Origin of the sequence: Acinetobacter terrestris (assembly GCF_004331155.1) — a bacterium.
Lineage (GTDB): Bacteria > Pseudomonadota > Gammaproteobacteria > Pseudomonadales > Moraxellaceae > Acinetobacter > Acinetobacter terrestris.
Window position 1 is genome coordinate 1 of sequence record NZ_SJNZ01000036.1, and the last position, 23920, is coordinate 23920.

General features: G+C 39.2%; 25 protein-coding genes, 2 rRNA genes, 1 pseudogene and 1 riboswitch. Of the genes and pseudogenes, 13 read left to right on the forward strand and 15 right to left on the reverse strand.

All coding sequences use genetic code 11. The features are described 5' to 3' along the window. The 3 genes and pseudogenes from E0H81_RS14740 to E0H81_RS14750 form a co-directional block, all read left to right on the forward strand. Positions 1–79 (forward strand): 23S ribosomal RNA (locus tag E0H81_RS14740); the annotation flags it as partial. A gap of 190 nt (positions 80–269) precedes the next feature. Beyond that, positions 270–384 (forward strand): 5S ribosomal RNA (rrf, locus tag E0H81_RS14745). A 161-nt stretch (positions 385–545) separates the two neighbouring features. Next, a pseudogene (locus tag E0H81_RS14750) lies at positions 546–1120 on the forward strand (DUF4256 domain-containing protein). 64 nt (positions 1121–1184) lie between these two features. Here E0H81_RS14750 and E0H81_RS14755 read toward each other — a convergent pair. From E0H81_RS14755 to E0H81_RS14785, 7 genes are all read right to left on the reverse strand, one after another. Then, on the reverse strand, positions 1185–1793 hold the full coding sequence (locus E0H81_RS14755; RefSeq protein ID WP_378235369.1) for a lytic transglycosylase domain-containing protein: 609 nt from the start codon (positions 1791–1793) through the stop codon (positions 1185–1187). A 168-nt stretch (positions 1794–1961) separates the two neighbouring features. Next, positions 1962–2504 (reverse strand): type 1 glutamine amidotransferase domain-containing protein, encoded by a 543-nt coding sequence (locus tag E0H81_RS14760; RefSeq protein WP_131319951.1) that lies wholly within the window; start codon positions 2502–2504, stop codon positions 1962–1964. A gap of 398 nt (positions 2505–2902) precedes the next feature. After that, positions 2903–3388, reverse strand: a complete 486-nt coding sequence (locus E0H81_RS14765; protein WP_131319953.1) for a GNAT family N-acetyltransferase — start codon at positions 3386–3388, stop codon at positions 2903–2905. Positions 3389–3492: 104 nt separating this feature from the next. Then, positions 3493–4692, reverse strand: a complete 1200-nt coding sequence (locus E0H81_RS14770; RefSeq protein ID WP_131319955.1) for an acyl-CoA dehydrogenase family protein — start codon at positions 4690–4692, stop codon at positions 3493–3495. 25 nt (positions 4693–4717) lie between these two features. Further along, complete coding sequence (locus tag E0H81_RS14775) at positions 4718–6004, reverse strand: acyl-CoA dehydrogenase family protein (RefSeq protein ID WP_171458604.1); 1287 nt, start codon at positions 6002–6004, stop codon at positions 4718–4720. Positions 6005–6238: 234 nt separating this feature from the next. Further along, positions 6239–7612, reverse strand: a complete 1374-nt coding sequence (locus E0H81_RS14780) for an ABC1 kinase family protein (protein WP_131319959.1) — start codon at positions 7610–7612, stop codon at positions 6239–6241. 258 nt (positions 7613–7870) lie between these two features. Next, entirely contained in the window at positions 7871–8176 is a 306-nt protein-coding gene (locus E0H81_RS14785; protein WP_131319961.1) for a hypothetical protein, read from the reverse strand. Positions 8177–8324: 148 nt separating this feature from the next. On the opposite strand from E0H81_RS14785, the gene E0H81_RS14790 reads away from it, so the two are divergent. The 5 genes from E0H81_RS14790 (at position 8325) to E0H81_RS14810 (ending at position 13370) form a co-directional block, all read left to right on the forward strand. After that, a complete protein-coding gene (locus E0H81_RS14790; RefSeq protein WP_131319963.1) occupies positions 8325–8702 on the forward strand; it encodes a lysozyme inhibitor LprI family protein in 378 nt (125 codons plus the stop codon). A 109-nt stretch (positions 8703–8811) separates the two neighbouring features. Beyond that, positions 8812–9822: a 50S ribosomal protein L3 N(5)-glutamine methyltransferase gene (gene prmB, locus E0H81_RS14795; protein WP_131319965.1), complete on the forward strand. Its 1011-nt coding sequence runs from the start codon at positions 8812–8814 to the stop codon at positions 9820–9822. A 12-nt stretch (positions 9823–9834) separates the two neighbouring features. Then, positions 9835–10920 carry a chorismate synthase gene (gene aroC, locus E0H81_RS14800; RefSeq protein ID WP_131319967.1) on the forward strand — a complete coding sequence of 362 codons (1086 nt, stop codon included), beginning with the start codon at positions 9835–9837 and terminating at the stop codon, positions 10918–10920. Between the two features lie 137 nt (positions 10921–11057). Next, complete coding sequence (locus E0H81_RS14805) at positions 11058–11435, forward strand: GNAT family N-acetyltransferase (protein WP_244926550.1); 378 nt, start codon at positions 11058–11060, stop codon at positions 11433–11435. Positions 11436–11890: 455 nt separating this feature from the next. Further along, positions 11891–11980, forward strand: a riboswitch (glycine riboswitch). A 145-nt stretch (positions 11981–12125) separates the two neighbouring features. Further along, the gene (locus tag E0H81_RS14810; protein WP_131319969.1) at positions 12126–13370 is read left to right on the forward strand and encodes a D-amino acid dehydrogenase; all 1245 of its coding nucleotides are present in this window, start codon (positions 12126–12128) and stop codon (positions 13368–13370) included. 43 nt (positions 13371–13413) lie between these two features. On the opposite strand, the gene E0H81_RS14815 is transcribed toward E0H81_RS14810, so the two are convergent. Together E0H81_RS14815 and E0H81_RS14820 are read right to left on the reverse strand one after the other, a co-directional pair. Beyond that, positions 13414–13779: an MmcQ/YjbR family DNA-binding protein gene (locus tag E0H81_RS14815; protein ID WP_131319971.1), complete on the reverse strand. Its 366-nt coding sequence runs from the start codon at positions 13777–13779 to the stop codon at positions 13414–13416. A gap of 35 nt (positions 13780–13814) precedes the next feature. After that, the gene (locus E0H81_RS14820) at positions 13815–14465 is read right to left on the reverse strand and encodes an A1S_1983 family putative colistin resistance protein (RefSeq protein WP_131319973.1); all 651 of its coding nucleotides are present in this window, start codon (positions 14463–14465) and stop codon (positions 13815–13817) included. 99 nt (positions 14466–14564) lie between these two features. Between E0H81_RS14820 and ispF the strand changes: the two genes are divergently transcribed. Next, a complete protein-coding gene (gene ispF / locus E0H81_RS14825) occupies positions 14565–15056 on the forward strand; it encodes a 2-C-methyl-D-erythritol 2,4-cyclodiphosphate synthase (RefSeq protein ID WP_131319975.1) in 492 nt (163 codons plus the stop codon). Here the strand turns inward: ispF and E0H81_RS14830 are convergent. The 3 genes from E0H81_RS14830 to E0H81_RS14840 all read right to left on the reverse strand — a co-directional run bounded on the left by E0H81_RS14830 (position 15044) and on the right by E0H81_RS14840 (position 17742). After that, positions 15044–15568, reverse strand: coding sequence for a protein tyrosine phosphatase family protein (locus E0H81_RS14830; protein ID WP_131319977.1), 525 nt, complete (start codon positions 15566–15568; stop codon positions 15044–15046). The two genes, ispF and E0H81_RS14830, sit on opposite strands and share 13 nt — an antisense overlap. A gap of 64 nt (positions 15569–15632) precedes the next feature. Continuing rightward, positions 15633–16724: a 3-deoxy-7-phosphoheptulonate synthase gene (locus E0H81_RS14835; RefSeq protein WP_131319991.1), complete on the reverse strand. Its 1092-nt coding sequence runs from the start codon at positions 16722–16724 to the stop codon at positions 15633–15635. A gap of 127 nt (positions 16725–16851) precedes the next feature. Further along, positions 16852–17742: a sulfite exporter TauE/SafE family protein gene (locus E0H81_RS14840; protein WP_131269439.1), complete on the reverse strand. Its 891-nt coding sequence runs from the start codon at positions 17740–17742 to the stop codon at positions 16852–16854. Between the two features lie 227 nt (positions 17743–17969). Here E0H81_RS14840 and lpxB point away from each other — a divergent pair, with 227 nt between their 5' ends. Beyond that, positions 17970–19166: a lipid-A-disaccharide synthase gene (lpxB, locus tag E0H81_RS14845; RefSeq protein WP_131319979.1), complete on the forward strand. Its 1197-nt coding sequence runs from the start codon at positions 17970–17972 to the stop codon at positions 19164–19166. A 17-nt stretch (positions 19167–19183) separates the two neighbouring features. Here the strand turns inward: lpxB and E0H81_RS14850 are convergent, their stop codons facing one another. After that, on the reverse strand, positions 19184–20107 hold the full coding sequence (locus E0H81_RS14850; RefSeq protein ID WP_131319981.1) for a cupin domain-containing protein: 924 nt from the start codon (positions 20105–20107) through the stop codon (positions 19184–19186). Positions 20108–20299: 192 nt separating this feature from the next. Between E0H81_RS14850 and E0H81_RS14855 the strand changes: the two genes are divergently transcribed. Beyond that, complete coding sequence (locus E0H81_RS14855) at positions 20300–21520, forward strand: alkane 1-monooxygenase (protein WP_131319985.1); 1221 nt, start codon at positions 20300–20302, stop codon at positions 21518–21520. Between the two features lie 338 nt (positions 21521–21858). Here E0H81_RS14855 and E0H81_RS14860 read toward each other — a convergent pair whose 3' ends face one another. Continuing rightward, the gene (locus E0H81_RS14860; RefSeq protein WP_131319987.1) at positions 21859–22452 is read right to left on the reverse strand and encodes a DUF4142 domain-containing protein; all 594 of its coding nucleotides are present in this window, start codon (positions 22450–22452) and stop codon (positions 21859–21861) included. Between the two features lie 362 nt (positions 22453–22814). On the opposite strand from E0H81_RS14860, the gene E0H81_RS14865 reads away from it, so the two are divergent. Continuing rightward, the gene (locus tag E0H81_RS14865) at positions 22815–22925 is read left to right on the forward strand and encodes a hypothetical protein (RefSeq protein WP_131269434.1); all 111 of its coding nucleotides are present in this window, start codon (positions 22815–22817) and stop codon (positions 22923–22925) included. A 230-nt stretch (positions 22926–23155) separates the two neighbouring features. Beyond that, positions 23156–23626 (forward strand): Cys-tRNA(Pro) deacylase, encoded by a 471-nt coding sequence (gene ybaK / locus E0H81_RS14870; RefSeq protein WP_131319989.1) that lies wholly within the window; start codon positions 23156–23158, stop codon positions 23624–23626. Between the two features lie 52 nt (positions 23627–23678). Here the strand turns inward: ybaK and E0H81_RS14875 are convergent. After that, on the reverse strand, positions 23679–23920 hold a 242-nt coding region (locus tag E0H81_RS14875; protein ID WP_165492637.1), incomplete at its 5' end, for a transposase.

Genomic DNA, 23920 nt, shown 5'->3' on the forward strand with positions numbered 1-23920 from the left:
ACAACGTTGATAGGTTGGATGTGGAAGTGCAGTGATGCATGAAGCTGACCAATACTAATTACTCGTGAGGCTTGACTATACAACACCCAAACAGTTGTATGGTTCGATTGAATCGATACAAATACCTTGATTTAGTTAACTAAACGCTAGACAATATCAACTCAAACAGCCCAATCTGTTCAGATTTGGAAAAAGCAACGGCATGAGAAACATCGTTTCGCAAGAAAAGATGCTCATTAAGACCCGAGCAAGTATCCATAAACAGTTGTGCTGGCGACAATAGCAAGAGTGAACCACCTGATCCCTTCCCGAACTCAGAAGTGAAACCTCTTTGCGCTGATGGTAGTGTGGGGTTACCCATGTGAGAGTAAGTCATCGCCAGCTCATTATTCCTAAAATCCCCCTTAGCATACGCTGAGGGGGATTTTTTTATGCTTAGAGTTTTATAAAGGATATTAGATCTACAATCTCTTATTATTTTCAGGCTTGTAGTCTATGAAAGAACTCATGCAAAATATTTAATATAAAAAATATAGGAATATAAAATGAAAGGGCAGGCGCAACTCGAAAAGCAATTAACTGTAGAACAAGCCATACATCTTTTAAATATTTTAAAAATACAATTTGAACAGAATATGTAGCGGCATAAAGCAATGCAGGGGTCGAAAATCCAACATAAGCTGGAAGCAAGCCCGTTAAAATGTGGTCATTGTATGAAATGGAACGTAACTGGTGGTGAACCTGATGTTGTATTTCATGATCATATTACCGATCACTATGTTTTCATGGACTGTAGTATAGAAATTCCTACGGGTCGTAGAAGTTATGTTATGACCGTAAAGCACTAAATTCCCGCAAAGCCCATAAACCTGAAAATTCAGTCTTGGATCTTGCTTCAGTTATGGGAGTCGAATTGTTAACCGAGCATGATTATTATGAACTGCAAACCATAGACTGAATGGATATTAAAACTTCAAGCCGGTTATTTACACCGGATGATATTCGTAAGAAAGGTAGCGCTCTTTTTGCTGATAAACGCTATGGACGAGTTTTTGTTTATCATAATGGAGCGGAATCATATTATGCTTCACGAGGTTTTCGAGCTTTACTTAGGGTCTAAAATATAATAAATAAATATAAATAATATCCTCCTATCCAAAATAGACAGAAGGATGTGGATAAATTTATAAAGCACCCTTTAAAGTGTTGTGATGCTGTTTAACTTGCCGTGCATACTTTTCACCTTGTTTTTTCATCTTGGAACTGGAGTTATAGCCTGTAGGCCCAACATTGTAATAGGCAAGAGCCTTAGGCCAACTTCCTGCTTTATTGTTATAGGTAGCTAAAATATAGGTACCGCAATTAATATTATGATATTCATCACTTAAATCGCCTGGACATGTTTGTTGCCAGTAACGTGGAATCACCTGCGTAAGGCCGACAGCACCTGCAGGTGAAATGGCATAGTTTCTATAACTTGATTCTTGTCGAATCATGGCAGCTAACAGTAATGGATCAACTGCATATTTGTCAGCACTTTGAATAATCATGGGAGATACACGATTTGCCGTATCGGGTGCAACAGCATATGCTTTTTGTATGCCTGTAGATAATTTAGCAGACCGTTTAGCCACTGAACTACCGCTAAAGGATGTACAGCCGGTAAAAGCGAGAGCAGTAATAACGAGAGCCGTTGATTTAAATGAAAAAAAATGAATATTGGATAATCTTGAATTTAAATGAGATAAATGGCGCGTAATCAACAAGGTTAGAAACCCAAAGTAAAATTTTATTGGAGTTATGCTAGTGGTCTGTGTAACGTGAGTCAATAGTCGATGTTTAGTAATATTCAAACGATTTTTGAAGTATTTTGATGGATAGATCATTCAATAATTGAATATTACAAGCTTCAAATTAAAGTGTCCCATTATGTTAATGGGACTCATCGCTTAAAAGTTTTGTTAATTATCCAATTCTTGCAAAATGGCTTGATTAAAGGCAGAAATATCATCTGGGCTTCGCGATGTGATCAATGGCCAATTATTGGTATTGCAACGATGAACTTCCTCATCGACCCAGTTCGCACCGGCATTTTCTAAATCCAATTTTATACTTTTATATGAGGTTAAATTTTTATCTTTAATTCTTTCAGCATTAATTAATACCCAAGGTCCATGACAAATGGCAGCAATCGGTTTGGCGTTATCTGTAAAATGCTGAATAATTTTATGAGCATCTTCATTTAATCGAAGGGTATCACCATTCACAGTTCCTCCAGGAATCACCAAAATATCATAATCCTCTGGAGATACTTTAGATAAAGTGGTTTGTGGAGTATAAGCGGTTGCATGTTCCTTATCACCTTTAACCGTTTGAACATCTTTTTGTTCTTCTGCGGCATGAATGACTTCAATACCTTTTGATTGTAAATATTCAGACGGTTTGATCAGCTCATCTTGTTCTACGCCCACATTTGAAGTAATAAATAAGGCTTTCTTAGTCATTTTAGTGATCCTGAATTACTTATTGAAAGTTCAACCTTAACAAGCTGAACTAATGAAGCTGTACAGATTTTGGCTTATTCTTGTTAAGGTTTGAAAATTTTTGGCAAAAATAAGCCCCATCATCGTGACGGGGCTTATTCATATTAGTTACAAGGTATAACTCCTGTTTTACCTTTATGCATCCTGCTTATATCGTTTATTGTTTTTATTATGGAAACCTCTTGTTTCCTGACTCTTTGATATTAAGACCCATGCCAGTTTTAGCATAGGCGTCAATGAAGGCTTTCTGTGTAAGTAAATGCTGACATGGGGATTAAATAAAAAGGATGAATACAAGAAATTTCAAATTTAAAAATGTTCTTTTTGAAGGCTAGAACATTTTTTAAAATGTAAAAAAATTACAGTCGTTTTTCCATCCAAATTTCACAGGCTTCACTATGACCCGTGTTGCCTTTAGGGTGGCTTAAATACTCAAAGCCTAATTTTTCATAGAGTTTGACTGCTTGCCAAAGTTCTTTGGTCGTTTCTAGGTAACACGATTTAAAACCTTGCTGCAGGGTAAACTCAAAGGCTTTTTCTAGAAGTTGCTTGGCAAACCCTAGACCACGTATTTCTGGTAAAAAATACATTTTTTGAATTTCCAGAATAGTGTGATCGCCTTTTAAAGGAGATAAACCACCACCACCCAAAACTTCACCCTGTTCATTTTCAATCACCCAGTATTGAGTATTAGATTGACTATAAACTGTATATAAGTCATCTAAAACTGGATCTGCTACAGCAAAACCTGATTCAGGAGCAAGTCCAAATTCTTTGGAAACTTCACGAATGATACGTGCAATTTGAGCATTATCTTGTACTTGAATAGGTCTAACTTGATACATAAGCTTAAATAGATAGAAAGAAAAAAGAGATGGATTTTTATAACCTTATAGCCGATAAAAATCCATCACTTGTGAAGTTTTTATGCAGGGGAAATGCATAAAACTTATTTTAATTCACTTGAACTCTTGCCTAATTCACGTCGTGCGATAATCAATTGCTGAATTTGTTGAGTACCTTCAAAAATATCAAGAATTTTTGAGTCACGTGCCCATTTCTCTAATAGTTCATCTTCGTTATAGCCCACGCTTGCAGCAAGTTCTACGCACTTTAAGGTAATTTCATTACATATTCGTCCCGCTTTTGCTTTGGAAATGGAAGCTTCGCGTGAATTTGGCTTTTTATTATCTGCCATCCAGGCTGCTTTCATGGTGAGTAAGCGAGCAGCTTCCCATTCAGCTTCCATACGGTAAATTTGTGCTGCGATATGAGAGCTTTGCAAATAGGGTGTAGTGTAATTCCCATCTAATTGATCTATAAAAATCTCTTTAATTCTTTCTAGAGATGCTTTTGCGCAACCGACCGCCATGGCAGCCACCAAAGGACGGGTATTGTCAAAAGTTTCCATAACCCCAGCAAAACCTTTGGCCACATCAATTTCAGCATGACCTAATAAGTTTTCTGCAGGGACACGACAGTCAATAAAACTGATGACCGCTGTATCAGATGCCTTAATCCCCAGTTTATGTTCAAGGCGTTCTACTTTCATTCCGGAAGTGCCTTTAGGAACGACAAAGGATTTAATTGCAGCCCGTCCGAGTTTTTTATCTAAAGTTGCCCAGACCACAACAGCGTCAGCACGATCACCCGAGGTCACAAATATCTTTTCACCATTTAAGATGTAATCATTGCCATCTTGGGTAGCCGTGGTTCGAATCGCTGCTGAGTCGGAACCACAACCGGATTCAGTAATCGCCATTGCCGCCCATGTGCCCTTAAAGCGTTGCAACTGCTCATCATTGGCAACCGCTGCAATGGCAGAATTTCCTAAACCTTGACGGGGCATGCTGAGTAATAGGCCAGTATCTCCATAGCACATCTCGATTACGCCGAGTACCGTGGACATGTTGACGCCATTTTTATTTCCAGATTCGGTGCTGCCACGTTTTCCAACCGCAGCACCGGCATTGATACCTTCGCCACCATCGTTCATACCATCAATGAGTGAGGCGAACATGTCGAGTTCTTTTGGATAGCTGTGTTCGGCTTTGTCATATTTGCGTGAAATTGGGCGTAATATATTTAAAGCTGATTCATGGGCTTGATCGATCAACATCTTAAACTTTTTAGGATTTTGTAAGTTCATCTGCGTGATTCCTTATTTTTATAGATTAAGCATGTAAACCTGAATGCAAGATCGCTGTAGCACGTAGGTCACGATACCAGCGCTCGACCGGATGTTCCTTGGTAAATCCATGCCCGCCCAGAATTTGCACGCCATCGGTGCCAATTTTCATTGATTTTTCTGCACAGAGCAGGCGTGCTAAATAGGCTTCGCGATGGAAGGATTGACCAACTTCTGCAAGACTTGCAGCGTTTAAAACCAGCATGCGCATGGCATCAATCTCAATTGCCATGTCTGCAATCATAAATGCCACACTTTGGCGGTGTGAAATAGGCTCGCCAAAAGCAGTACGTTCATTGGCATATTGAATACAGTAAGCTTTTACTGCTTCACAAGTTCCCACCGCCATTGCACACCACATTAAGTTACCCAAATCCAAGAAGGCCGTGTAATTAAAGTCATCATCACCTAAAAGTTCGGCAGGGCTATGGTTGAAGTGTAAGGTTACGGTTTCTGCAGCTTTTAAACCCATTGCTGAGCTTTTCTTTGCGGTAATACTGCTATCGCGTTTAACCACAAAAACTTCTGCTGTGCCATTCAGGTCCGCATTGACTAGAAACAGATCGGTAGTTTCACCTAATAGCACTAAAGTTTTTTCGCCATCAATAACATATTGTCCATTGCTCAACATGGCCTTGGTTTTTAATTGAAGGGGATTAAAAGCAGGTGTGGCTTCCTGGATGGCAAATGTAGCCTGGATCTCGGGATCATGTGCGAAGCTTGCTAAATAGGTAGATTGAACTTTTTCAGATCCCCATTGGGTTATCGCATTAATCACGCTAAAGGTTGAAAGTAATCCTGCAGTTAAAGTGAAATCCCCCTTGGCCAAATGTTCTGCAATTAAAATATTGCTCAAAATATTTTTTTCAGTGGCAACACCACCCAATACTTCAGGAAGGGCATAATAGTTAAGACCTATGTCAGCAGCATGTTGCCAAAGCATTACAGGGAATTTTTCATTATTGTCTGCCTCAGCTGCTAAGGGATAAAGCACTTTTGAGGCAAATTGGTCCATCGCATCACAGGTCATTTGCTGTTCTTCGGTCAGACTTAAATCAAACAGCGACTTCTGTTGATTGGGTAAACGTTGTTTGCTGACATGAGCATCGGTTTTAAATGCTTTTTGGGTTTTGCTTAAGGTTTTAAAACCGATTTTTGAACTTTGATATAACGATTTTTCTAGAAATTTACGCAGTTTGAATTGATCAAGAACATCACTACCGGCAATTTTAGTGATCAGTGATAGCCCAAATCCTTGTGCTTTGTTTACCATATTGGTCATTGTTATCGTCCATCGATTTTTAATTCTTTGTATTTTTATGCTGACATGCAAACTTAGAAATGACTATGTCATGACTGACAATTAAAATTGACTTGGATGAACGGTTTAAGGTGAATTTTAAAGTTATTAAATAATTGAATTATATTTATTTTTAATCATTACAAAAGTGGGTCGGAAAGATAAGGTTGACTAGAATGACAATGCGGTCATTCTAGTCAGAATGGATTATAAAAATTTTGCGACCATCTTGCGCACATTGGTTTTTGCATCAATCACGGTCATAAAGGTATATGCACCAATGAATTTACGGCTGATAAACATAAATTCTTTCGGTGGAACGCTGAAATAACGCGATGCCATCGATTTGGATGCACGTTGCATCACACGGCTATGCAATTGGCTCTTTTTCCAATCGTAGCGTTGATTCTCATCCATAACACCTTCAGGCAAGTCAGGATTATTTGCTGTGGTGCTAAACGCTTCTGTGGCGAGTAAAAACACTTTTGCCATATCTGGCTTGATGCTTTGCGGAATTGAATCAAAGAATTCATAGCCGGTCATGGCACGCACCATTTCATCAATATTGTGACGATAACCCGCATGGATTAAATTGCGTGCGACACTCAGCAAGTGCTCATCAAATTGGCGAATGGCCCCAAAATCTAACAGGACAATTTTATCTTGGCTATCTTCAGCATTGCCTAGACGAACCAAATAATTACCAAAATTTGGATCGGTCTGCATTTCACCCCATTCAAAGATCTCACGTACTGCAATCTCGAGTGAAGCTTCACCAATTTGATTGCGACGCTCTTGAGGCAGAGACAGCATGACAGGGCTATTGATTGGCACGCCGCGTTCAAAGGTCATGCACAGAATTTGATCGGTACAGTAATCATCAACAATTTGTGGCACGACGTAACGTGGATCGTCTTTTAAACGCTCGGCGAAACGACGGGTTGTTGCAGCTTCAATACCATAATTGACTTCACGATGCATCATTTCGCGGACTTCATCAAACCACTGATCAAATTCACGGGTTTGCGGGACCATTCGGGTCAATTTGAGCATGTTTTTAAACAGGCTCATATCCGAATCAATCGCGGCTGCTACACCCGGATATTGAATTTTAAGTACAATTTCCAAACCATCTGATTTGCGCGTGGCGCGATGGACTTGTGCTAAAGATGCGGTGCCTAATGGTTCATGATCAATGGTTAAATCATTCAGTTTAGAACCCAATTGTTGTTCTAAATGTTCTTTAATCGCCGGCCATGCAAGCGCGATGGTTTGATTGTTTAAAGTATTCAGCGCTTGAGTAATTTCTTCAGGTAAAAAATGTTCGCCATAAAGCGCCATCATTTGCCCGATTTTAACGATAGAACCTTTTAATTTTCCAATTTCAGAAACAAGATAATCGGCCTGTTCTTTCATGGCTTTTTTACGTTTCTTTTCTTTGTCCGCTTCATTGGAAAACATGGTGGTCGCGCTAGAGGCAGCCCAACGCGTTCCTGCTAGTAATGAAGCTTTAGCGATAGATAAGCGTCGATCCATAGAGGAAGTTTTGAGTTGTTTAAGCTTATCGTTCTGATCTGACATTAAACAAAATCCTTTAATCAGCAAGTCGCAGAATATTCAATTGTAGCGGATATTACCGTGTATTCACGTATTAAAAAAGTTCAACCTGCTGTACAGCACCTTAATATGCTTAATATTTAAATTATTTTTTAATAAAAAGCTTAAGTCTTATAAGGCATGGATATTTTTCAGCCGAGTGAATGTAATGGGTGACTACACTATTTAAGAGTCTTTAAAGGCAGAGGAGTATTGAAAATTGTGGTGTATGTGTATAAACATTTACATACGAAATTGAATCTTAATATCACTCTTCTGCTGCAATACGGTTTTATTGTCTTGAATATGTTTAAAAATCATGGCTTGAACGCTGTCATGTTTAAAACCCAGCGCATAACCTTTTACAATAATAATGCTAGGTAAACTAAAGAACAGATATTTGGCATCATCTTTTGATGGGGTGGTGTAGATCTGGTGTTCAATCAAGGTTTGCTGGAAGAACTGTTTCTCGTTTGCAACCTGGGCTGAATCTGTGTCATTCCAGTAGTTCTGGCGCATTGCCATTAGATTATTGTGTTTGTAGCTCATATCACGAAAAATTGTAAAAATGGATTGAATAGTTATTGGGTCATTTTTTTTAGTTTCAATCTTTGTTTTTGAATCCGGCCTAAAAAAATGCTATATAGAAACTTGATAAAAATTTTTAAAATTATTGGTATTGTTTTTGGGAATTTAAATGAAAAATATTATTCAGCTTTCTATTTTGTGTTGCTTGGGGTTTAGTGTAAATGGCTGGGCCATGGGGTATTCTAAAGATTACGAACCCTGTATGAAGTCCGCACAAAGTCAGATTAAAGAGATTTTCGTGTGTCAAAAAGATGAATCTAAAATACAGAATAAACGAGTAAAACAAAATTATAAGAAAAAACTATCGATTACTCCAAGTTCAGAAAAACAGATGGTAAAAAAAATACAGCAAAATTGGTTAAAGCAAAGAGATCAAGTTTGTGGTCTTGAAAAAAATCAATTTGAGCAAAAAAACACAACTTATAAGGGCTGTCTTTTACAATTGACAATGGTACGTGCAGATATGCTTGAGTACGGATTGAAATAATATTTTTGTGGTGTTTTATCTAGTTGCTTTGAATGAAAGTGCTAATAAAAACCCATAAAACAAGGTATCATAAGGCGCTTTAAAAAAATTGACCTTGGAGACGCCTTAAGTGGATCAACTGACTATTAGCCCTGAACATTTACAGGAAGCCGCTGAAAACCTAAGCACAATTCGTGATTTTATCCGTTTTGGTGTTTCAGCTCTACGTCAATACGATGCACACTTAGGTCAAGGTACAGAAGACTTTTTTGCAGAAAGCTCGGCTTTAGTATTGCAAACATTGGCATTGGATTGGAGCGCAAATCCGGAAATTCTAGATGCGAAATTACTGCCAAGTGAAAAAGCTGAATTTATCAGCTTACTTGAGCGTCGTATCAATGAAAAAATGCCAACTTCATATTTATTGAATCTTGCCTATTTCTGTGACAAACCTTATTACGTTGACGAACGTGTGCTTATTCCACGTTCACCAATTGCAGAATTGATTCAAAACCGTTTCGCGCCATATTGCTTAGATGAAAATCATCAGCCACGTGAAGGTGTCAATAATTTACCGGAAAATCCAAATCCTATAATGCCACGTCGTATTTTGGATATGTGTACCGGTTCAGGTTGTATTGCCATTGCACTCGCTTATGCATTCCCAGAAGCAGAAGTGGATGCGACAGATTTGTCAAAAGATGCGTTAGAAGTGGCTCAGATCAACTGTGAACATCATAACCAACAATTCCAAGTAGCATTGATGGAATCAGATTTGTTCGCAAAAATTCCTGCTGAAAATCAATATGATTTAATCGTGTCAAATCCTCCATATGTTGATGCTGAAGATATGGCTGATTTACCTGCAGAATTTTTGCATGAGCCAGAACTTGCACTTGCTGCAGGTCAGGACGGTTTAGACCTGGTTCGTAAAATGTTAGCGCAAGCTGCGGATTACTTGACGGAAAATGGCTTGATTGTCATTGAAGTGGGTAACTCTGAATGGGCAATGAAACAGAACTTTAATACTGTTGATTTCTATTGGTTAACTTTCCAAAAAGGCGGTTCGGGTATTTTTGCTTTAACAGCAGAGCAATGCCGTAAATACCGTGATTTATTTGTACAATCTGTTCAAGCATAAGGAGTTGTGAACATGGCAGGTAATAGTATTGGACAACTGTTCCGTGTAACGACTTGCGGTGAATCTCATGGCGTTGGCCTGATGGCAATTGTCGATGGTGTGCCGCCTGGGATCGAACTGACTGAAGCAGATTTACAGAAAGATTTAGACCGCCGTAAACCGGGCACTTCTAAATTCGCGACTCAGCGTAAAGAGCCGGATGAAGTCGAAATCATTTCCGGTGTATTTGAGGGTAAAACCACAGGGACATCCATTGGCTTATTGATTCGCAATACCGACCAGAAATCGAAAGATTATGGCAACATTGCCCAGACTTTCCGTCCGGGTCACGCCGATTATACCTATACCCAAAAGTATGGTTTCCGTGATTACCGTGGTGGTGGCCGTTCAAGTGCACGTGAAACTGCAATGCGTGTAGCAGCCGGTGCAATTGCGAAAAAATACCTGGCTGAAAAGTTTGGAATTAATATTCGTGGTCATGTGACTCAAATTGGTACAGAAAAAACTGAAAAATTAGACTGGAATGAAGTTCCAAACAATCCGTTTTTCTGTGGCGATGCAGATGCCGTTCCACGCTTTGAAGCACTCGTGACTTCACTTCGTGAGCAAGGTACAAGCTGTGGTGCGAAGCTGGAAATTCTGGCAGAGAATGTTCCAGTCGGTTGGGGTGAACCCGTTTTTGACCGTCTGGATGCTGATATTGCACATGCCATGATGAGCATCAATGCGGTTAAGGGCGTTGAAATTGGTGATGGTTTTGCGGTTGCAGAACAGTTTGGTCATGAATCGCGTGATGAATTGACGACAGATGGCTTCCTTGCCAATCATGCGGGTGGGATTCTGGGTGGTATTTCAAGTGGTCAAACCATTCGTGTGGCGATTGCACTGAAACCAACTGCAAGTATTACCACTCCGGGTAAAACCATTAATACTGCTCGTGAAGATACGGACGTGTTGACTAAAGGTCGTCATGACCCTTGTGTAGGCGTTCGTGCGACTCCAATTGCTGAAGCGATGTTTGCAATTGTGTTGATGGATCATTTCATGCGTCATCGTGCACAAAATGCGGATGTAGCTGCGCCGTTTGCACCAATTTAAGCTTAAGTGTATGAGTTAGAGTGATGAGCTTTAATGATAAAAAAAACCAGACTTTAAGTCTGGTTTTTTTATGAATAGAATTTTGTTTGATGATGCTTTGTGATAGCTTTTATCAAATTCAATTGCTTAGAAAAATAATGTATCCATTAAAATATAGACGAGCAAATACAGCGGATATAGAGCATTTAGTGATTTTGATCAATCAGGCCTATCGTACCAATACCGGTTCTAGCTGGACCAGTGAACAGAATATTGTTGCTGGAGATCGAATCAGTCATCCGCAGTTATTGGAAAGTTTAAAACAAGATCACTTCTCTTTATTTATTGCTGAGATTTCGGCAAATAAGCAATCTCATGTAGTCGCCTGTATAGGTTTAACCCTTCAGCAAAATACCGTTGAAATAGGAAATTTTTGTGTTAATTTAGATTGGCAAAATCAGGATATTGGAAAGCAGGTTTTAGGATGGGCTGAAAAGAAAGCTTTGGAAATCTTTCCAACATTAACGTGCTATTAAATGTTTGTACTCGATGCCAGAACAGAGCTGATTCAATATTATGAAAGATGTGGCTATTCAAAAACAGCATGTACTGAATCTTATCCGATTCATGCAAATGTAGGGCAACCTTTGATTGATTTGAAATTACAGCATATGACAAAATCGGTAATTAAATAGAGATAAATTAGTTAATGTGGAATTCTTGATGCTTGCCCATTTTTCTTAAAAAATAAAATCTAATTAAGTGCCTGATCTTATCGCTTTAAGAGAGCCAAATCAGAGCGTTGAATTCAAATAAATGTGCAATTTGAATAACTAATTTCAATTCATTTTTACGAGATTTAAATTTTTATAATTCTTTTTTAATCTTAATTATTTGATATACAACTCTATTTTTATTTAAGTGGGATTAATTAACAAATAAATGAATTTAGTGCTCGCGAATGGTACAATAATTGCTCATATTAATATAAGCAATTATTGCAGGAGAGATGTTCTTCTGTGAACACGCCGAAGGAGCAACGACCCCAGAAACTCTCAGGCAAAAGGACTGTAATAATTTCAAAAATCTGGAGAGAAGCATATTCAGTCAATATGCTCACCGAAGGGGATGGTCAGCGTTAAGTTTTTAACGTCATGATCGAAGCTCTCAGGTATCAATGACAGATGGGGCTCAGAAGAAATGTATACATTTCCAGGGAGTGCCGTATGTGTCATATTGTTGTGATCGGATCAGGAATTACCGGTGTTACTTCCGCCTATGAGCTGGCAAAATTGGGCTATAAAGTCACGGTCATGGATAAACATTTGTATCCTGCCATGGAAACCTCATTTGCCAATGGTGGACAAATTTCTGCCTGTAATGCAGAAGTCTGGAATCAAAAAGCCACAGTACTGAAAGGTATTAAGTGGATGTCGAATAAAAATGCACCGCTGTTACTCAATCCTTCATTTGACCTGCATAAATATGGCTGGTTAATGGAATTCCTCGGCAATATTAAAAATTATGAAGCCAATACTCGCGATACTGTAAAAATGGCCCTATTGGCCCGTGAGCGCTTGTTTGCTGTTGCTGAGCAAGAAAATATTCAGTTTGATTTGGAAAAGCGGGGAATTCTGCATTTTTACCATGGCAAACTGGATTATGAGGTGGCGACTCGGGTGAATACTTTGCTGATTAATGGTGGCTTAGAGCGTATTGCCATTACACCGGATGAAATTAAAAGCATAGAGCCGAGTTTAAAGGGCGAATATTATGGCGGCTTTTATTGTCCCGGAGATGCGACAGGCGATATTCATAAATTTACCAAGGGGCTTGCCGAGGCATCTGAAAAATATGGGGTGAAATACATGTTTGGTATGGAAGTAACCGATATTAAACATCATGCCAAAGGGGTCACTGTGCTTTACCATGCCAGTAATGAAAATATGCTGTTAGATGCCGCGGCAGTTGAATCCCTGGAAGCGGATGCTGTGGTGGTGTGTGGCGGGGTAGGAAGCTATCACTTGGCAAATTTGTTGGGTGACAGGGTCAATGTTTATCCAGTCAAAGGTTATTCGATTACGCTAGATTTAAATGATGAGCACAGCATCAAAAATGCGCCGTGGGTCAGTCTGCTGGATGAAAGTTCTAAAATTGTGACTTCACGTTTAGGTGCAGACCGTTTACGTGTTGCAGGAACGGCAGAATTTAATGGTTATAACCGGGATATACGCGCAGACCGAATCCAGCCTCTGGTAGATTGGGTAAATAAAAACTTTGATATCAGTACTGAAAATGCGGTGCCTTGGGCAGGGTTGCGTCCGATGATGCCAAATATGATGCCGATTGTTCGCCGTGGAAAGCGTGAGCGGGTTTTTTATAATACCGGGCATGGTCATTTAGGCTGGACATTATCCGCAGCGACAGCGGTGATGATTAGTCAAGAAGTGGCTTCACAACATCCGGTTTAGGTAATTAAAAAAGCATGAAATATTAGTTTCATGCTTTTTATTTTTAAGCTTCTAAAGCTTTTTTCTGCTGTTTAGGTAATTTACTGATCACCAGTTCATATGAAGCAATGACTAAATCTGTCACCAATTCCGTGGTTATTTCTTTGCCAGGATAAATCGTGATCCAGTGCTTTTTATTCATGTGATATCCAGGACGAATAGATGGATAGATATCACGCAGCATTTCAGCATCTTGCGGAGAGCATTTTAGGGTGACAATTTTTTCGCCTTGATAAGTCATGGTCATCATAAAAATTTTATCCAAGACTTTATATACCTCCACCCCAAAACCAAAAGGTTGTGAGTGTTCAGCCGCCACCAAGCTTATAGCTGTCTCAAGAGCAATTTTCTGAATCGAATGATCATCCATCAGCGCAACACTTTTTTAAGAATCAAATTAAGCAATTAATCATAAATCCGATATACACCGACAAAACGCTCACAGCCTTTTTGCTCTGTTTTGACCGATAAAATTGCTTTATTAAAATCGAACTGATATTTGCAATCATGTTCGTTATCGGTGATTTCACTTTTCTGCTCAGGCGTTGTATAGGCCAAGAAAGGAATGCTTTGTGTTTCTAATTTATTGTTCGGATTACGGTAGGCGATGCCTTCAATTTTAATTCTATCTTTGCTGAGCTGATGGACTTGTAAATGCACAGGCTGGCTGGCAATTTGCCCATTTTCAAATTTTAAATAATGATTGGTTAAACTCTGATTCAATGAGGTATAGAAATTAAGATCTTCAATGCGCAGTTCAAATTGTTGTTTATAACAGTCCAGACTTTTACATTGTTGTAAGCGCTTAAACCATAAAGTATGCGTGTCTTCTAATAAGTGAACCGGCGCATCACTGACCAAAAAAGCAGTGACATAGTGATTGGTTAATTTTTCCCGAGATTCGGCAAGATTTTCAGCGCAAATTTTTTTCATTGACGAAGTGTTCGGGCTAGAACAGTCAATTTCTTGGGCATGAGCCAGAGTCGAGCACAAACAGCCAATACTGAAGAGTGTGCTTAATGTTTTAATGAGATTAATATCGGTATTCACCAGCATGATCGCTTATAATTTCACTATGTTGCGCTGATGTAACTATAGCGAAATAGAAAGCGTGAATACAACATCTCAATCATTTATTTCTTAAGGATGCTCAAAGTGGTCGCACAAATTCGAATTGGTCAGGGAATGGATGTACATGCCTTTGAAGAGGGTGATTTTGTTACTTTGGCAGGGATTAAAATTCCACATACCCAAGGCTTGAAAGCACATTCAGATGGTGATGTGGTGTTGCATGCTTTATGTGATGCCTTATTGGGTGCTCTGGCTTTGGGTGATATCGGGCAGCATTTTCCAGATACCGATGCAAAATTTAAAGGTGCAGATAGCCGTGTTTTGCTGAAACATGTCTATCAACTGATTTTAGATCGCGGTTATGTGTTAAATAATGCCGATATTACAGTGGCGTGTGAACGTCCAAAACTGGTGAAACATAATCTGGAAATGCGTCAAAGTATTGCAGATGTGCTGAATGTAGAGGTGAACCAAATTAGTGTCAAAGCCACAACTACAGAAAAATTAGGCTTTACCGGACGTCAGGAAGGGATTCTATCGATGGCAACGGTGTTGGTTTCGCATCAGGCAAAATGATCGGGATGGATCAAAGATTGTTGTAGTTCTTGGGTGGCTTTACGACCTTGTAGTTGTAGAGCTACTGCATGGATGAGACCGGTCCAGGTTTCATTCGGTTCCCAAATACTGTGCATCAGTTCTTGCGCCGTAGGCATGTCCATATCCATATAGTACTGACGATATAAATACATCAAACTACTGACATGATAATTTTTGCTGCAATGCACCCAGACCATTTGTTCTTGTACTAAATACGCCAGCATGTCCAAGATCAGTAAGCACTGATCATCAGACGGTGTTTCTGCAGAAATCGGAAATTGGATATAATTTAAACCTAAATCCAGACAAATTTTATCTTCATGATCTAAATGCTGCGCTGCATCAGACAATCCCAGATTCACAATGGTGGTCACGCCGTATTCTTTAATCAGTTGCAACTGTTCAGCAGTGGGCTGAGCGGACGTGAATAGGTGCTCGTGAATAAACTGGAAATTCTCGATGTGGCTTAATGCATTTTCAATTTCATTCATAAGATAAAATTTTTCCTCAGGTTAAACAAGAAACGCCATCTATCTAGATGGCGTTTTAAATCTCTTAACGATTTGACAAAATGTCTTTGAGTGCCTCATGCATATCCAGCAGGGCTTTTTCAGTGGTTTCCCAATCGATACAGCCATCAGTCACCGATTTGCCGTATTCAAGAGCATCCAGATTTTCCGGAATATCTTGACGACCACCTTTAAGATGGCTTTCAACCATTAGACCGACAATCGACTTGTTGCCATCCAGAATTTGTTCTGTGATATTTTTCAATACCAGCGGTTGCAAGTACGGGTCTTTGTTTGAGTTGGCATGACTGGCATCAATCATGATCTTGTTGCTGACTTTGGCTTTCGCTAAAGCATTTTCAGCATCTGCAACAGAACCTGCATCATAGTTCGGTTTGCCGTTACCACCACGAAGTACCACGTGTGCGTATTGGTTACCGCTAGTACGAATCACTGAAACCTGACCTTGATCATTTAGACCGAGGAAGCTGTGACCGTGTTTAACTGATTGCATGGCATTGGTCGCAACTGTTAAACCGCCATCTGTACCATTTTTAAAGCCTACAGGTGATGATAAGCCTGAAGACATTTCACGGTGCGTCTGGCTTTCGGTGGTACGTGCGCCAATTGCTGACCATGAAATCAGGTCTTGGTAATATTGTGGCGAGTTAGGATCAAGTGCTTCAGTGGCACACGGTAATCCTTTCTCATTCAGTTCAACCAAAAGCTGACGACCAATACGAAGACCTTTTTCAATATTGAAAGAGTCATTCATGTCAGGGTCATTGATTAAACCTTTCCAGCCTACAGTGGTACGCGGTTTTTCAAAATAAACGCGCATCACAATATAAAGAGTGTCTTTTACTTTTTCGCTTAAAACTTTTAAACGATCTGCATATTCATGTGCAGCAACCGTGTCGTGAATTGAGCAAGGACCAATGACCACAAATAGACGATTGTCTTTTCCATCTAGGATATTGCGAATGGTTTCACGACCTTTCAGGACTGTTTGATAGGCATGCTCGGTCAAAGGTAACTCTTTTTTTAATTCAGCAGGAGTTACAAGAGGCTGAATGCTTTGTACATTCACATCGTCGATGTCAGATTGTGTAATAGGTTTTGACTGTAGTGTATTCATTGCCGTCACTGGTTCGATCATACAAAAGTTTATTTCATGATCCGAATATAACACGAATGTATGTTGATAATGTTATAAAAAAGATCAATATGTTGGTCAAAAAAAATTGATGAATCGTATAGTTAAATTAAACTTGGGCCGATTTTTCAATACTGATCACTTGTGCTGTTGCCGGTTTTTCAACAGGTTTTGCTTTTACCGGATTAAGCATGAAATTCATGCCTAATGCGAATAGGGTAATACCGAGAATCTTGCGGATAATTTTTTCTGGCAAGCGGGAACTGATTAGAGTTCCAACCACAATGGCAGGAATTGAACCGACCAATAGCCATCCGAGTAAATGCAAATCTACATTACCCGAGCTCATGTGTCCAAGCCCTGCGACTAAAGTTAAAAGCACGGCATGGACCACATCGGAACCGATAATACGAATCATGGGCAACTGCGGGAACATCAGCAGAAGTGCCATAATACCGAAAGCACCTGCACCGACTGAAGACAAGGTGACAAACACACCCAGTACAATACCCATAATGATAATATAAGCGCGTTTGTCTTTTGCGTGCAGGTTAACCTTTTCTAAATCTTGGGTCATATCCGTAGGAACATCTTTACGTATCTTGTTAAAGAAGCGTTCAATGTGGCCGCGAAACACGATAGAAATACCGGTGAGGGTCAACATAAAGCCCAAGACCATGGTCAAAACAGCTTTATAGCTACTTGATTGACTCAGGTAATTTTCTAAAACCCAATGGGTTGCAAACGAAGCTGGAATACTCCCCACCGCAAGCCAAAGCACAATCGGCCAGACAATATTCATTTTTTTAGCGTGAACCAAAGAGCCGCAGAATTTTGAAATTGCGGCATACAGTAAGTCTGTTCCAATGGCAATGTGTGGCTCGATTCTAAACAGGCTAATCAGGATTGGAGTCATTAACGAACCGCCACCAACCCCTGTAATCCCGACGCAGAAACCGACCAAAACACCTGCTAATATAAATTCGAGTGGACCAAACATGCTTATATATGCCAAATATCAAAAAACGTGCATATGTTATGACTTTTTCATATAAGTCGTTGTCTTGATTATTGATTTGCTTATTCTAAAAAAAGAAATAGAAAATGGCGCTGATTAGCACAATTATGAAACTTCATTTCTGATGAGAAAAAATAGCTTTGCACCACTATCATGATTAATCTGAAAGATCAGCTATGTTAAACTTTAAAAAATTTGAGGATAAACACTTGCAAAATCGGAAGCTTAAAATCGGTATCGTGGTTGGAGAAGTGTCTGGAGATACACTAGGCGCTAAACTCATCCGTAGTTTTCGTGAGCAAAGAATTGATGCCGAGTTTGAAGGCATTGGTGGTCCGCAAATGATTGCAGAAGGCTTCAAAAGCTATTATCCGATGGATATTTTATCGGTGATGGGGATTGTTGAGGTCTTAAAAGACATTAAAAAACTGTTTGCTGTGCGTGATGGCTTGGTCGATACATGGACTAAAGATCCGGTCGATATATTTGTGGGCATTGATGCACCAGACTTTAATTTACGTTTATCTAAAAGCTTAAAACAGCACAATCTGCCGATTAAAACCGTGCAATATGTCAGTCCTTCTGTTTGGGCATGGCGTCAGGGACGGGTACATGGCATTAAGGCCAGCATTGATTTGGTCCTGTGTTTATTTCCGTTTGAAAAAGCCTTTTATAAGCAATTTGATGTGCCTGCTGCTTTTGTCGGTCATCCATTGGCAAGTCAATTGCCGCTTACAAATCCACTGATTGAAGCCAAGCAACAACTTGGTCTAAATGTTGAACACAAGCATATTGCACTTTTACCAGGCAGCCGCCGTGGTGAAATTGAAAGACTCGGTCCACTGGTGCTGGATGCAGCCAAAATAGTGAGTCAAAAACATCCTGAATATGTATTTTTAATTCCTGCGATTAACGATGCACGCAAGCAGCAGATAGAAGCACTCCTAAAACAATATCCTGCCGATTTTGTGGCTAAAGTTTGCCTGATGGAAAATACGGATACTGAATCGAAAATTGGCCGTCAGGTTATGAATGCCTCAAATATTGTGGCCTTGGCATCCGGAACGGCAACTTTAGAGGCGATGTTATTGCATCGTCCGATGGTGACGTTTTATAAGTTGAACTGGCTGACTTATGTGGTGATCAAATTCCTGATCAAAATTCCTTATTATTCTTTACCGAACATTATTGCCGGTAAAAAAATCATTCGGGAATTGATTCAGCGCGATGCAACACCGGAAAATCTGGCGGCTGAAATTGAAAAATTGATGAATGTCGAAACCGCGCAAATTCAGGCGATGCAGCACATCACCATGCATAAGAAATTGCTTTCCGGAAATAGTGAAGATCCTGTGCAAGCGATTTTAAATACTTTAAATGGCGTCAATACTGCAAATCCGGAATGATTTATTAAAAATGTGATTTACTGAAATTGTTGCCGATACTGGCTAGGCGTTAAATCAAACAGTCGTTTAAAGGTCTGGCTAAAGGCAGTTTCTGAAGAATAACCAACACGATGGGCAATTTGTTGAATTGATAATTGTCCTTCGCGTAAATGTTGCGATGCCAAACGGAAACGATATTGCTGTAAATACGCCAACGGCGTTTCACCCACGATATTGCTAAATAAAGTGGCAAACTTGGAGCGCGACATACAGCATTGTTCCGCCAGACTTTCCACCGTCCAGGCCTGTTCCGGTTTGCCATGAATGGCGGCCAAAGCATTTGCCAGTTCGGTATGCGCCAACGCCCTAAGCCAGTTATTGGAATCCTGCAATTGCGCAATGTAGTCACGGACACATTCAATAAATAAAATACTCACCAGATGATCGAGAATTTTGTCGCGACCCGGCCGAATTTGATAGGCTTCAACCGCCAAAAAATGTAAGCCAATTTGTAGCCATTCTGGTGCGGTACTGCCAGTAATATGATGAATATGAATATAGTTGGGCAGGGCATTGAGTAAAGGACGCGCCATAATCGTATCGATATGGCAGCGAATCGCTAAAATGAGTGCAGGCTCACCGCTAGAACTTCCAAACTCGATGGTTTCCTGTCTTTTTTGATCAAAAAGTTCAGTGATATTTAAGGCTTCAATCAAATTACTTTTATTATTGCTATGGCAAGAGTGGTTTTGCCCTGAAGGGATCAGCACCAGATCACCCGCTTCGACCTGAAGCTGGGTGTGTGGATTCAGCTGAATCGTCATATTACCCACCAGAACCACATAGCCAATCATGGCATCCTGTTCCTGATAAGAATATGCCCAGTCACCACGGGGTTTTAAATAAATATATTCAGATTTATTAAGATGAATATCATCAAAAATTTTACTTAAGGCATCCATGTCTTATCGTACTGTCATCATCTAATAAAAATTATAAAAAGCTTTGATTCACTCAAGCATGTGTTTTCAGGTCAAATATTGGCTATTGATGCCAAGGACGTTTGCATAGCTTTTTTGGACGTTTAAAACTGTTCTTGATGACCCATTTCTAGAAATATAACGGTAGAATAGAAAATAGGGAAGATCGCCAGCATGAATGCGCCAGTAAATTTAAATCAAACAACAATTCAAACCCTTCCAGCAGCTTCAGGTTTAGCCCTCGATAAAAAACGTTATTGGTGGTTATTAAGCCCCGGTTTACCTGTGATTGGCATGGGTATTTTGTCAGGCTATCAGTTTGGCCCTAAAGCGACGAAAAAAATATTTGCTTTGGGTGGCCCTTTATTACTGCATGTGATTATTCCCAGTATCGATTCAATTGTAGGCAAAGACAATAACAACCCGAGTGATGATCAAATTACATCCTTAGTCAATGATCCTTATTACGACCGTATTGTGAAATTGTTTATTCCTTTGCAAATGGCAGCCAATCTATTCGCAGGCTATGTGGTGAGCCGTAAAGAAACGTCTTTCGTCGATCAGATCCTGTTAGGCATTTCGATGGGGGCAATTAATGGCATTGGGGTAAATACTGCGCATGAGTTGTCACATCGTCCGAATAAAAAAGATCACTATCTTTCGCATGCCACCTTAATGCCATTGTTCTATAACCATTTTCGGGTTGAGCATCCGTATGGACATCATAAACGTGCTGCAACACCTGAAGATCCGGCATCTTCCAAAATGGGGGAAACTTTCTATGAGTTTTGGCCAAGAACGGTATTTGGTGGTCTTAAATCTGCCATAGAAATTGAAAAGAACCGTTTAAAACGCAAAGGTTTATCATTTTTTAGTCTGGAAAACGAACTGTTTCAAGGCTGGACGATGAGTGCAGCTTTTCATGCCACCATGTTGAAGCTGTTTGGTAAAGAGGTAATTCCATATTTGGCGACTCAAGCTTTTTACGGAGTAAGCTTATTTGAAGTCATTAATTATATTGAACATTACGGTTTAATGCGCGATAAAAAACCAGATGGTTCTTATGCGCGTACCATGCCAGAGCATAGCTGGAATAATAATAACATTACGACTAACCTATTTTTGTACCAGTTGCAGCGTCATTCAGATCATCATGCCTATCCGACACGTCCATTTCAGGCGTTGCGTAACTTTGATGAAGCACCTGAGTTGCCAAGTGGTTATGCAACCATGTTATTGCCAGCTCTAATTCCATCATTATGGTTTAAAATGATGGATCAACGCGTATTTGAGCATTACGAGGGTGATTTAAATAAAGCCAATATTCACCCAAAACGCCGTGCGAAAATTTTCAAGAAATTTGGCGTAATTGATCGGTTATTGCATAAAGAATAGCCAGAAATAATATTTAATAATATTTAAAATTGAATTGGTTTTTAGAGATGCTTAAGATGAGTAAATTGACTTATTCTCATCTGACTTCTGGAATATTGAATAAATCCTAAGCGTGAAAGATGGTTAATAAGCAAGAAAGCTCATTCGAGGGTGAGTGGGTTTTCTTGCATGCAGTAGCCTAACTCAAGATATTCTGAGAATGATCAACTAAGCAGCGCATTATATGATCCATTTTCTGTATTTCCCCAGATAAGCATAAAAAAGCCTAGCTTATCGCTGCTAGGCTTTTTAAGAATACGGGTTAAATAGTACTGATTAAATAATATATGATTTTTATATTATTTCATCTTTGCAACTATTTGTTCGGCCATTTGCAAATGCTTGGCAACCGCAGTACGAGTTTGTGCAAGCATAGTTTTTAATTCAGCATTTTTAGCGTTTGGTATCAACTGTTTCTCAATAGTCATCAGAACCTTACGGTGTACTTCAACCTGATTGGTCATATACTCTTTATCCGTTGCTGATGATGATTGATTAAGTTTATTAACAACCTGATCGCTATCATTTTGCAATGCTTTACTGGTATTGCTCACTTGTGGAGTTAACTTTAGACGACTTGCCAACGCTTGGCCTTTTTTCTCATTTGCTGAATGCTCATTAATCATCAATTGAGCATATTTACGGACATCATCCATTTTTAGTTTTGGCAAAGCAGTTTTTGCCTGCTTAATCTCACCATTATTAGCCGTACTGACTACCTTGATCACTTGACTATCAGTTAAATTCTCATGACTGTCATGCGACATTTTAGATTGTTTAGCGTCGTTCGTAGGTTGCTGAGCCGTTGCCGCCATCGTTTGGCACGCAGCAAAACTCAATATACCACTCACTGCGACACAGTTAATCATCTTCTTCATTGTAATAGCTTTCATATTGGCAACCTTTAAAGTTTATTGTTTAAATTTGCCTTTATAAGATAGGGGAATGACATTAAAAACGGTGTAATGTTTCAGTATCTTTCTTAGGCAAATATATAAATCGGTTATTGATTTAAGTAAAAACGATTGACGATTGGTTTTATTGATTTAGGGCGAGCGCAGAAAATAGAAAAAAATAGGGCTGTATAGCGCACTATCTGAATATGATAAGGACTCATAAAGCCGACTTGGAAATAAGTTGGCTTTTTTATTATATGTGTTAAGGAGGTGATAACTTTTTGAAATTATTCATGTTTAATATGCTCTAAATTAGTGCGATAATATGATGCAATTTAGACTGAGCATTGAGTATCACTATGAATTTTTTAAAAAAGAAAAATAAAGCAAGTTTTGTATTCTTTATCATCACACTGTATGCATTCATTGGATTCGGTTTGGGTTACATCATTTGGGAATATTTTTTATAAATGAACAGCACGTCTTAGTGGAGAAACTCTGCATTGAAGTAGAGGTTCATTTAGGAAAATATATAAGATTCAATGTGAGTGAAAACTGAAGCTGCAGTTTTTATTTATAAGCTTAGATTGTTAAATGAAATACAGGATAGATGTATTAATCTAAAATAGCCTAAGCATGCTAAACATTGAGTTTGAAAAAGCATATAATTCAGCGATCCCGTTATTTATATCATCGAAAAATGACACCTGCTTGCAAAATCTTGAAATCAAATAAAATCGAATTTTCTATCCATGAATATGAACATAATGCCAATGCAAAAAGCTTTGGATTAGAAGCGGCTGAAAAATTAAACTTAGAAGTCAAAGAAGTCTTTAAAACCTTATTGGTGACGGATGACAAGAATTATTATGTGGCAGTTTTGCCTGTCGCACATCAATTAAGCTTAAAGAAAATCGCAGCCGTAGTAGGGGCTAAAAAGTTACATATGGCAGATCCTAAAAATGCCGAGCGCTTAACTGGCTATTTGGTGGGTGGCATCAGTCCAGTCGGGCAGAAAAAGCGTTTAAAAACCGTGGTAGATGCTTCTGCAGAGACATTAAGCAAAATATATGTCAGTGGCGGCAAACGAGGCTTAGATATTGGGGTAAAACCACAAGACTTAGTTAAAGTTTTGGGTGCACAGTTTGCAGATGTTTTAGATCAAGATTAAAACTGACTGTTGTATCAAGAAAAGTCCTTATAACCTTGCCTAGGGCGTGTCCTCATTTGGCTTTGCACCAAATAAACAAACAAGCCAAGAACAACATGGACTTATAATTACGAGCCAACTTTTCAAAACGAGTGGCAATACCACGAAAATGCTTTAATCGGGCAAAGGCATTTTCAACAAGATGCCTTAGACGATAGAGGTAGTGATCAAAGTCTATATTTGGTTTTTTGCTGTTTGATTTTCTTGGAATAATAGGAGTCATTCGATGATTACGAGCGACTTCACGAATATGCT

What these genes read in the sequence shown, in the direction of transcription:
- E0H81_RS14860 (WP_131319987.1), bottom strand. Translation starts at nt 22,452, where the DNA reads ATGAAAGCTATTACAATGAAGAAGATGATTAACTGTGTCGCAGTGAGT.
- E0H81_RS14780 (WP_131319959.1), bottom strand. Translation starts at nt 7,612, where the DNA reads ATGTCAGATCAGAACGATAAGCTTAAACAACTCAAAACTTCCTCTATG.
- aroC (WP_131319967.1), top strand. Translation starts at nt 9,835, where the DNA reads ATGGCAGGTAATAGTATTGGACAACTGTTCCGTGTAACGACTTGCGGT.
- ybaK (WP_131319989.1), top strand. Translation starts at nt 23,156, where the DNA reads ATGACACCTGCTTGCAAAATCTTGAAATCAAATAAAATCGAATTTTCT.
- E0H81_RS14830 (WP_131319977.1), bottom strand. Translation starts at nt 15,568, where the DNA reads ATGAATGAAATTGAAAATGCATTAAGCCACATCGAGAATTTCCAGTTT.
- E0H81_RS14770 (WP_131319955.1), bottom strand. Translation starts at nt 4,692, where the DNA reads ATGAACTTACAAAATCCTAAAAAGTTTAAGATGTTGATCGATCAAGCC.
- E0H81_RS14840 (WP_131269439.1), bottom strand. Translation starts at nt 17,742, where the DNA reads ATGTTTGGTCCACTCGAATTTATATTAGCAGGTGTTTTGGTCGGTTTC.
- E0H81_RS14775 (WP_171458604.1), bottom strand. Translation starts at nt 6,004, where the DNA reads ATGGTAAACAAAGCACAAGGATTTGGGCTATCACTGATCACTAAAATT.
- E0H81_RS14790 (WP_131319963.1), top strand. Translation starts at nt 8,325, where the DNA reads ATGAAAAATATTATTCAGCTTTCTATTTTGTGTTGCTTGGGGTTTAGT.
- E0H81_RS14785 (WP_131319961.1), bottom strand. Translation starts at nt 8,176, where the DNA reads ATGAGCTACAAACACAATAATCTAATGGCAATGCGCCAGAACTACTGG.
- E0H81_RS14820 (WP_131319973.1), bottom strand. Translation starts at nt 14,465, where the DNA reads ATGCTGGTGAATACCGATATTAATCTCATTAAAACATTAAGCACACTC.
- E0H81_RS14810 (WP_131319969.1), top strand. Translation starts at nt 12,126, where the DNA reads ATGTGTCATATTGTTGTGATCGGATCAGGAATTACCGGTGTTACTTCC.
- E0H81_RS14805 (WP_244926550.1), top strand. Translation starts at nt 11,058, where the DNA reads ATGTATCCATTAAAATATAGACGAGCAAATACAGCGGATATAGAGCAT.
- E0H81_RS14850 (WP_131319981.1), bottom strand. Translation starts at nt 20,107, where the DNA reads ATGGATGCCTTAAGTAAAATTTTTGATGATATTCATCTTAATAAATCT.
- E0H81_RS14760 (WP_131319951.1), bottom strand. Translation starts at nt 2,504, where the DNA reads ATGACTAAGAAAGCCTTATTTATTACTTCAAATGTGGGCGTAGAACAA.
- E0H81_RS14855 (WP_131319985.1), top strand. Translation starts at nt 20,300, where the DNA reads ATGAATGCGCCAGTAAATTTAAATCAAACAACAATTCAAACCCTTCCA.
- E0H81_RS14765 (WP_131319953.1), bottom strand. Translation starts at nt 3,388, where the DNA reads ATGTATCAAGTTAGACCTATTCAAGTACAAGATAATGCTCAAATTGCA.
- E0H81_RS14815 (WP_131319971.1), bottom strand. Translation starts at nt 13,779, where the DNA reads ATGGATGATCATTCGATTCAGAAAATTGCTCTTGAGACAGCTATAAGC.
- E0H81_RS14865 (WP_131269434.1), top strand. Translation starts at nt 22,815, where the DNA reads ATGAATTTTTTAAAAAAGAAAAATAAAGCAAGTTTTGTATTCTTTATC.
- E0H81_RS14835 (WP_131319991.1), bottom strand. Translation starts at nt 16,724, where the DNA reads ATGAATACACTACAGTCAAAACCTATTACACAATCTGACATCGACGAT.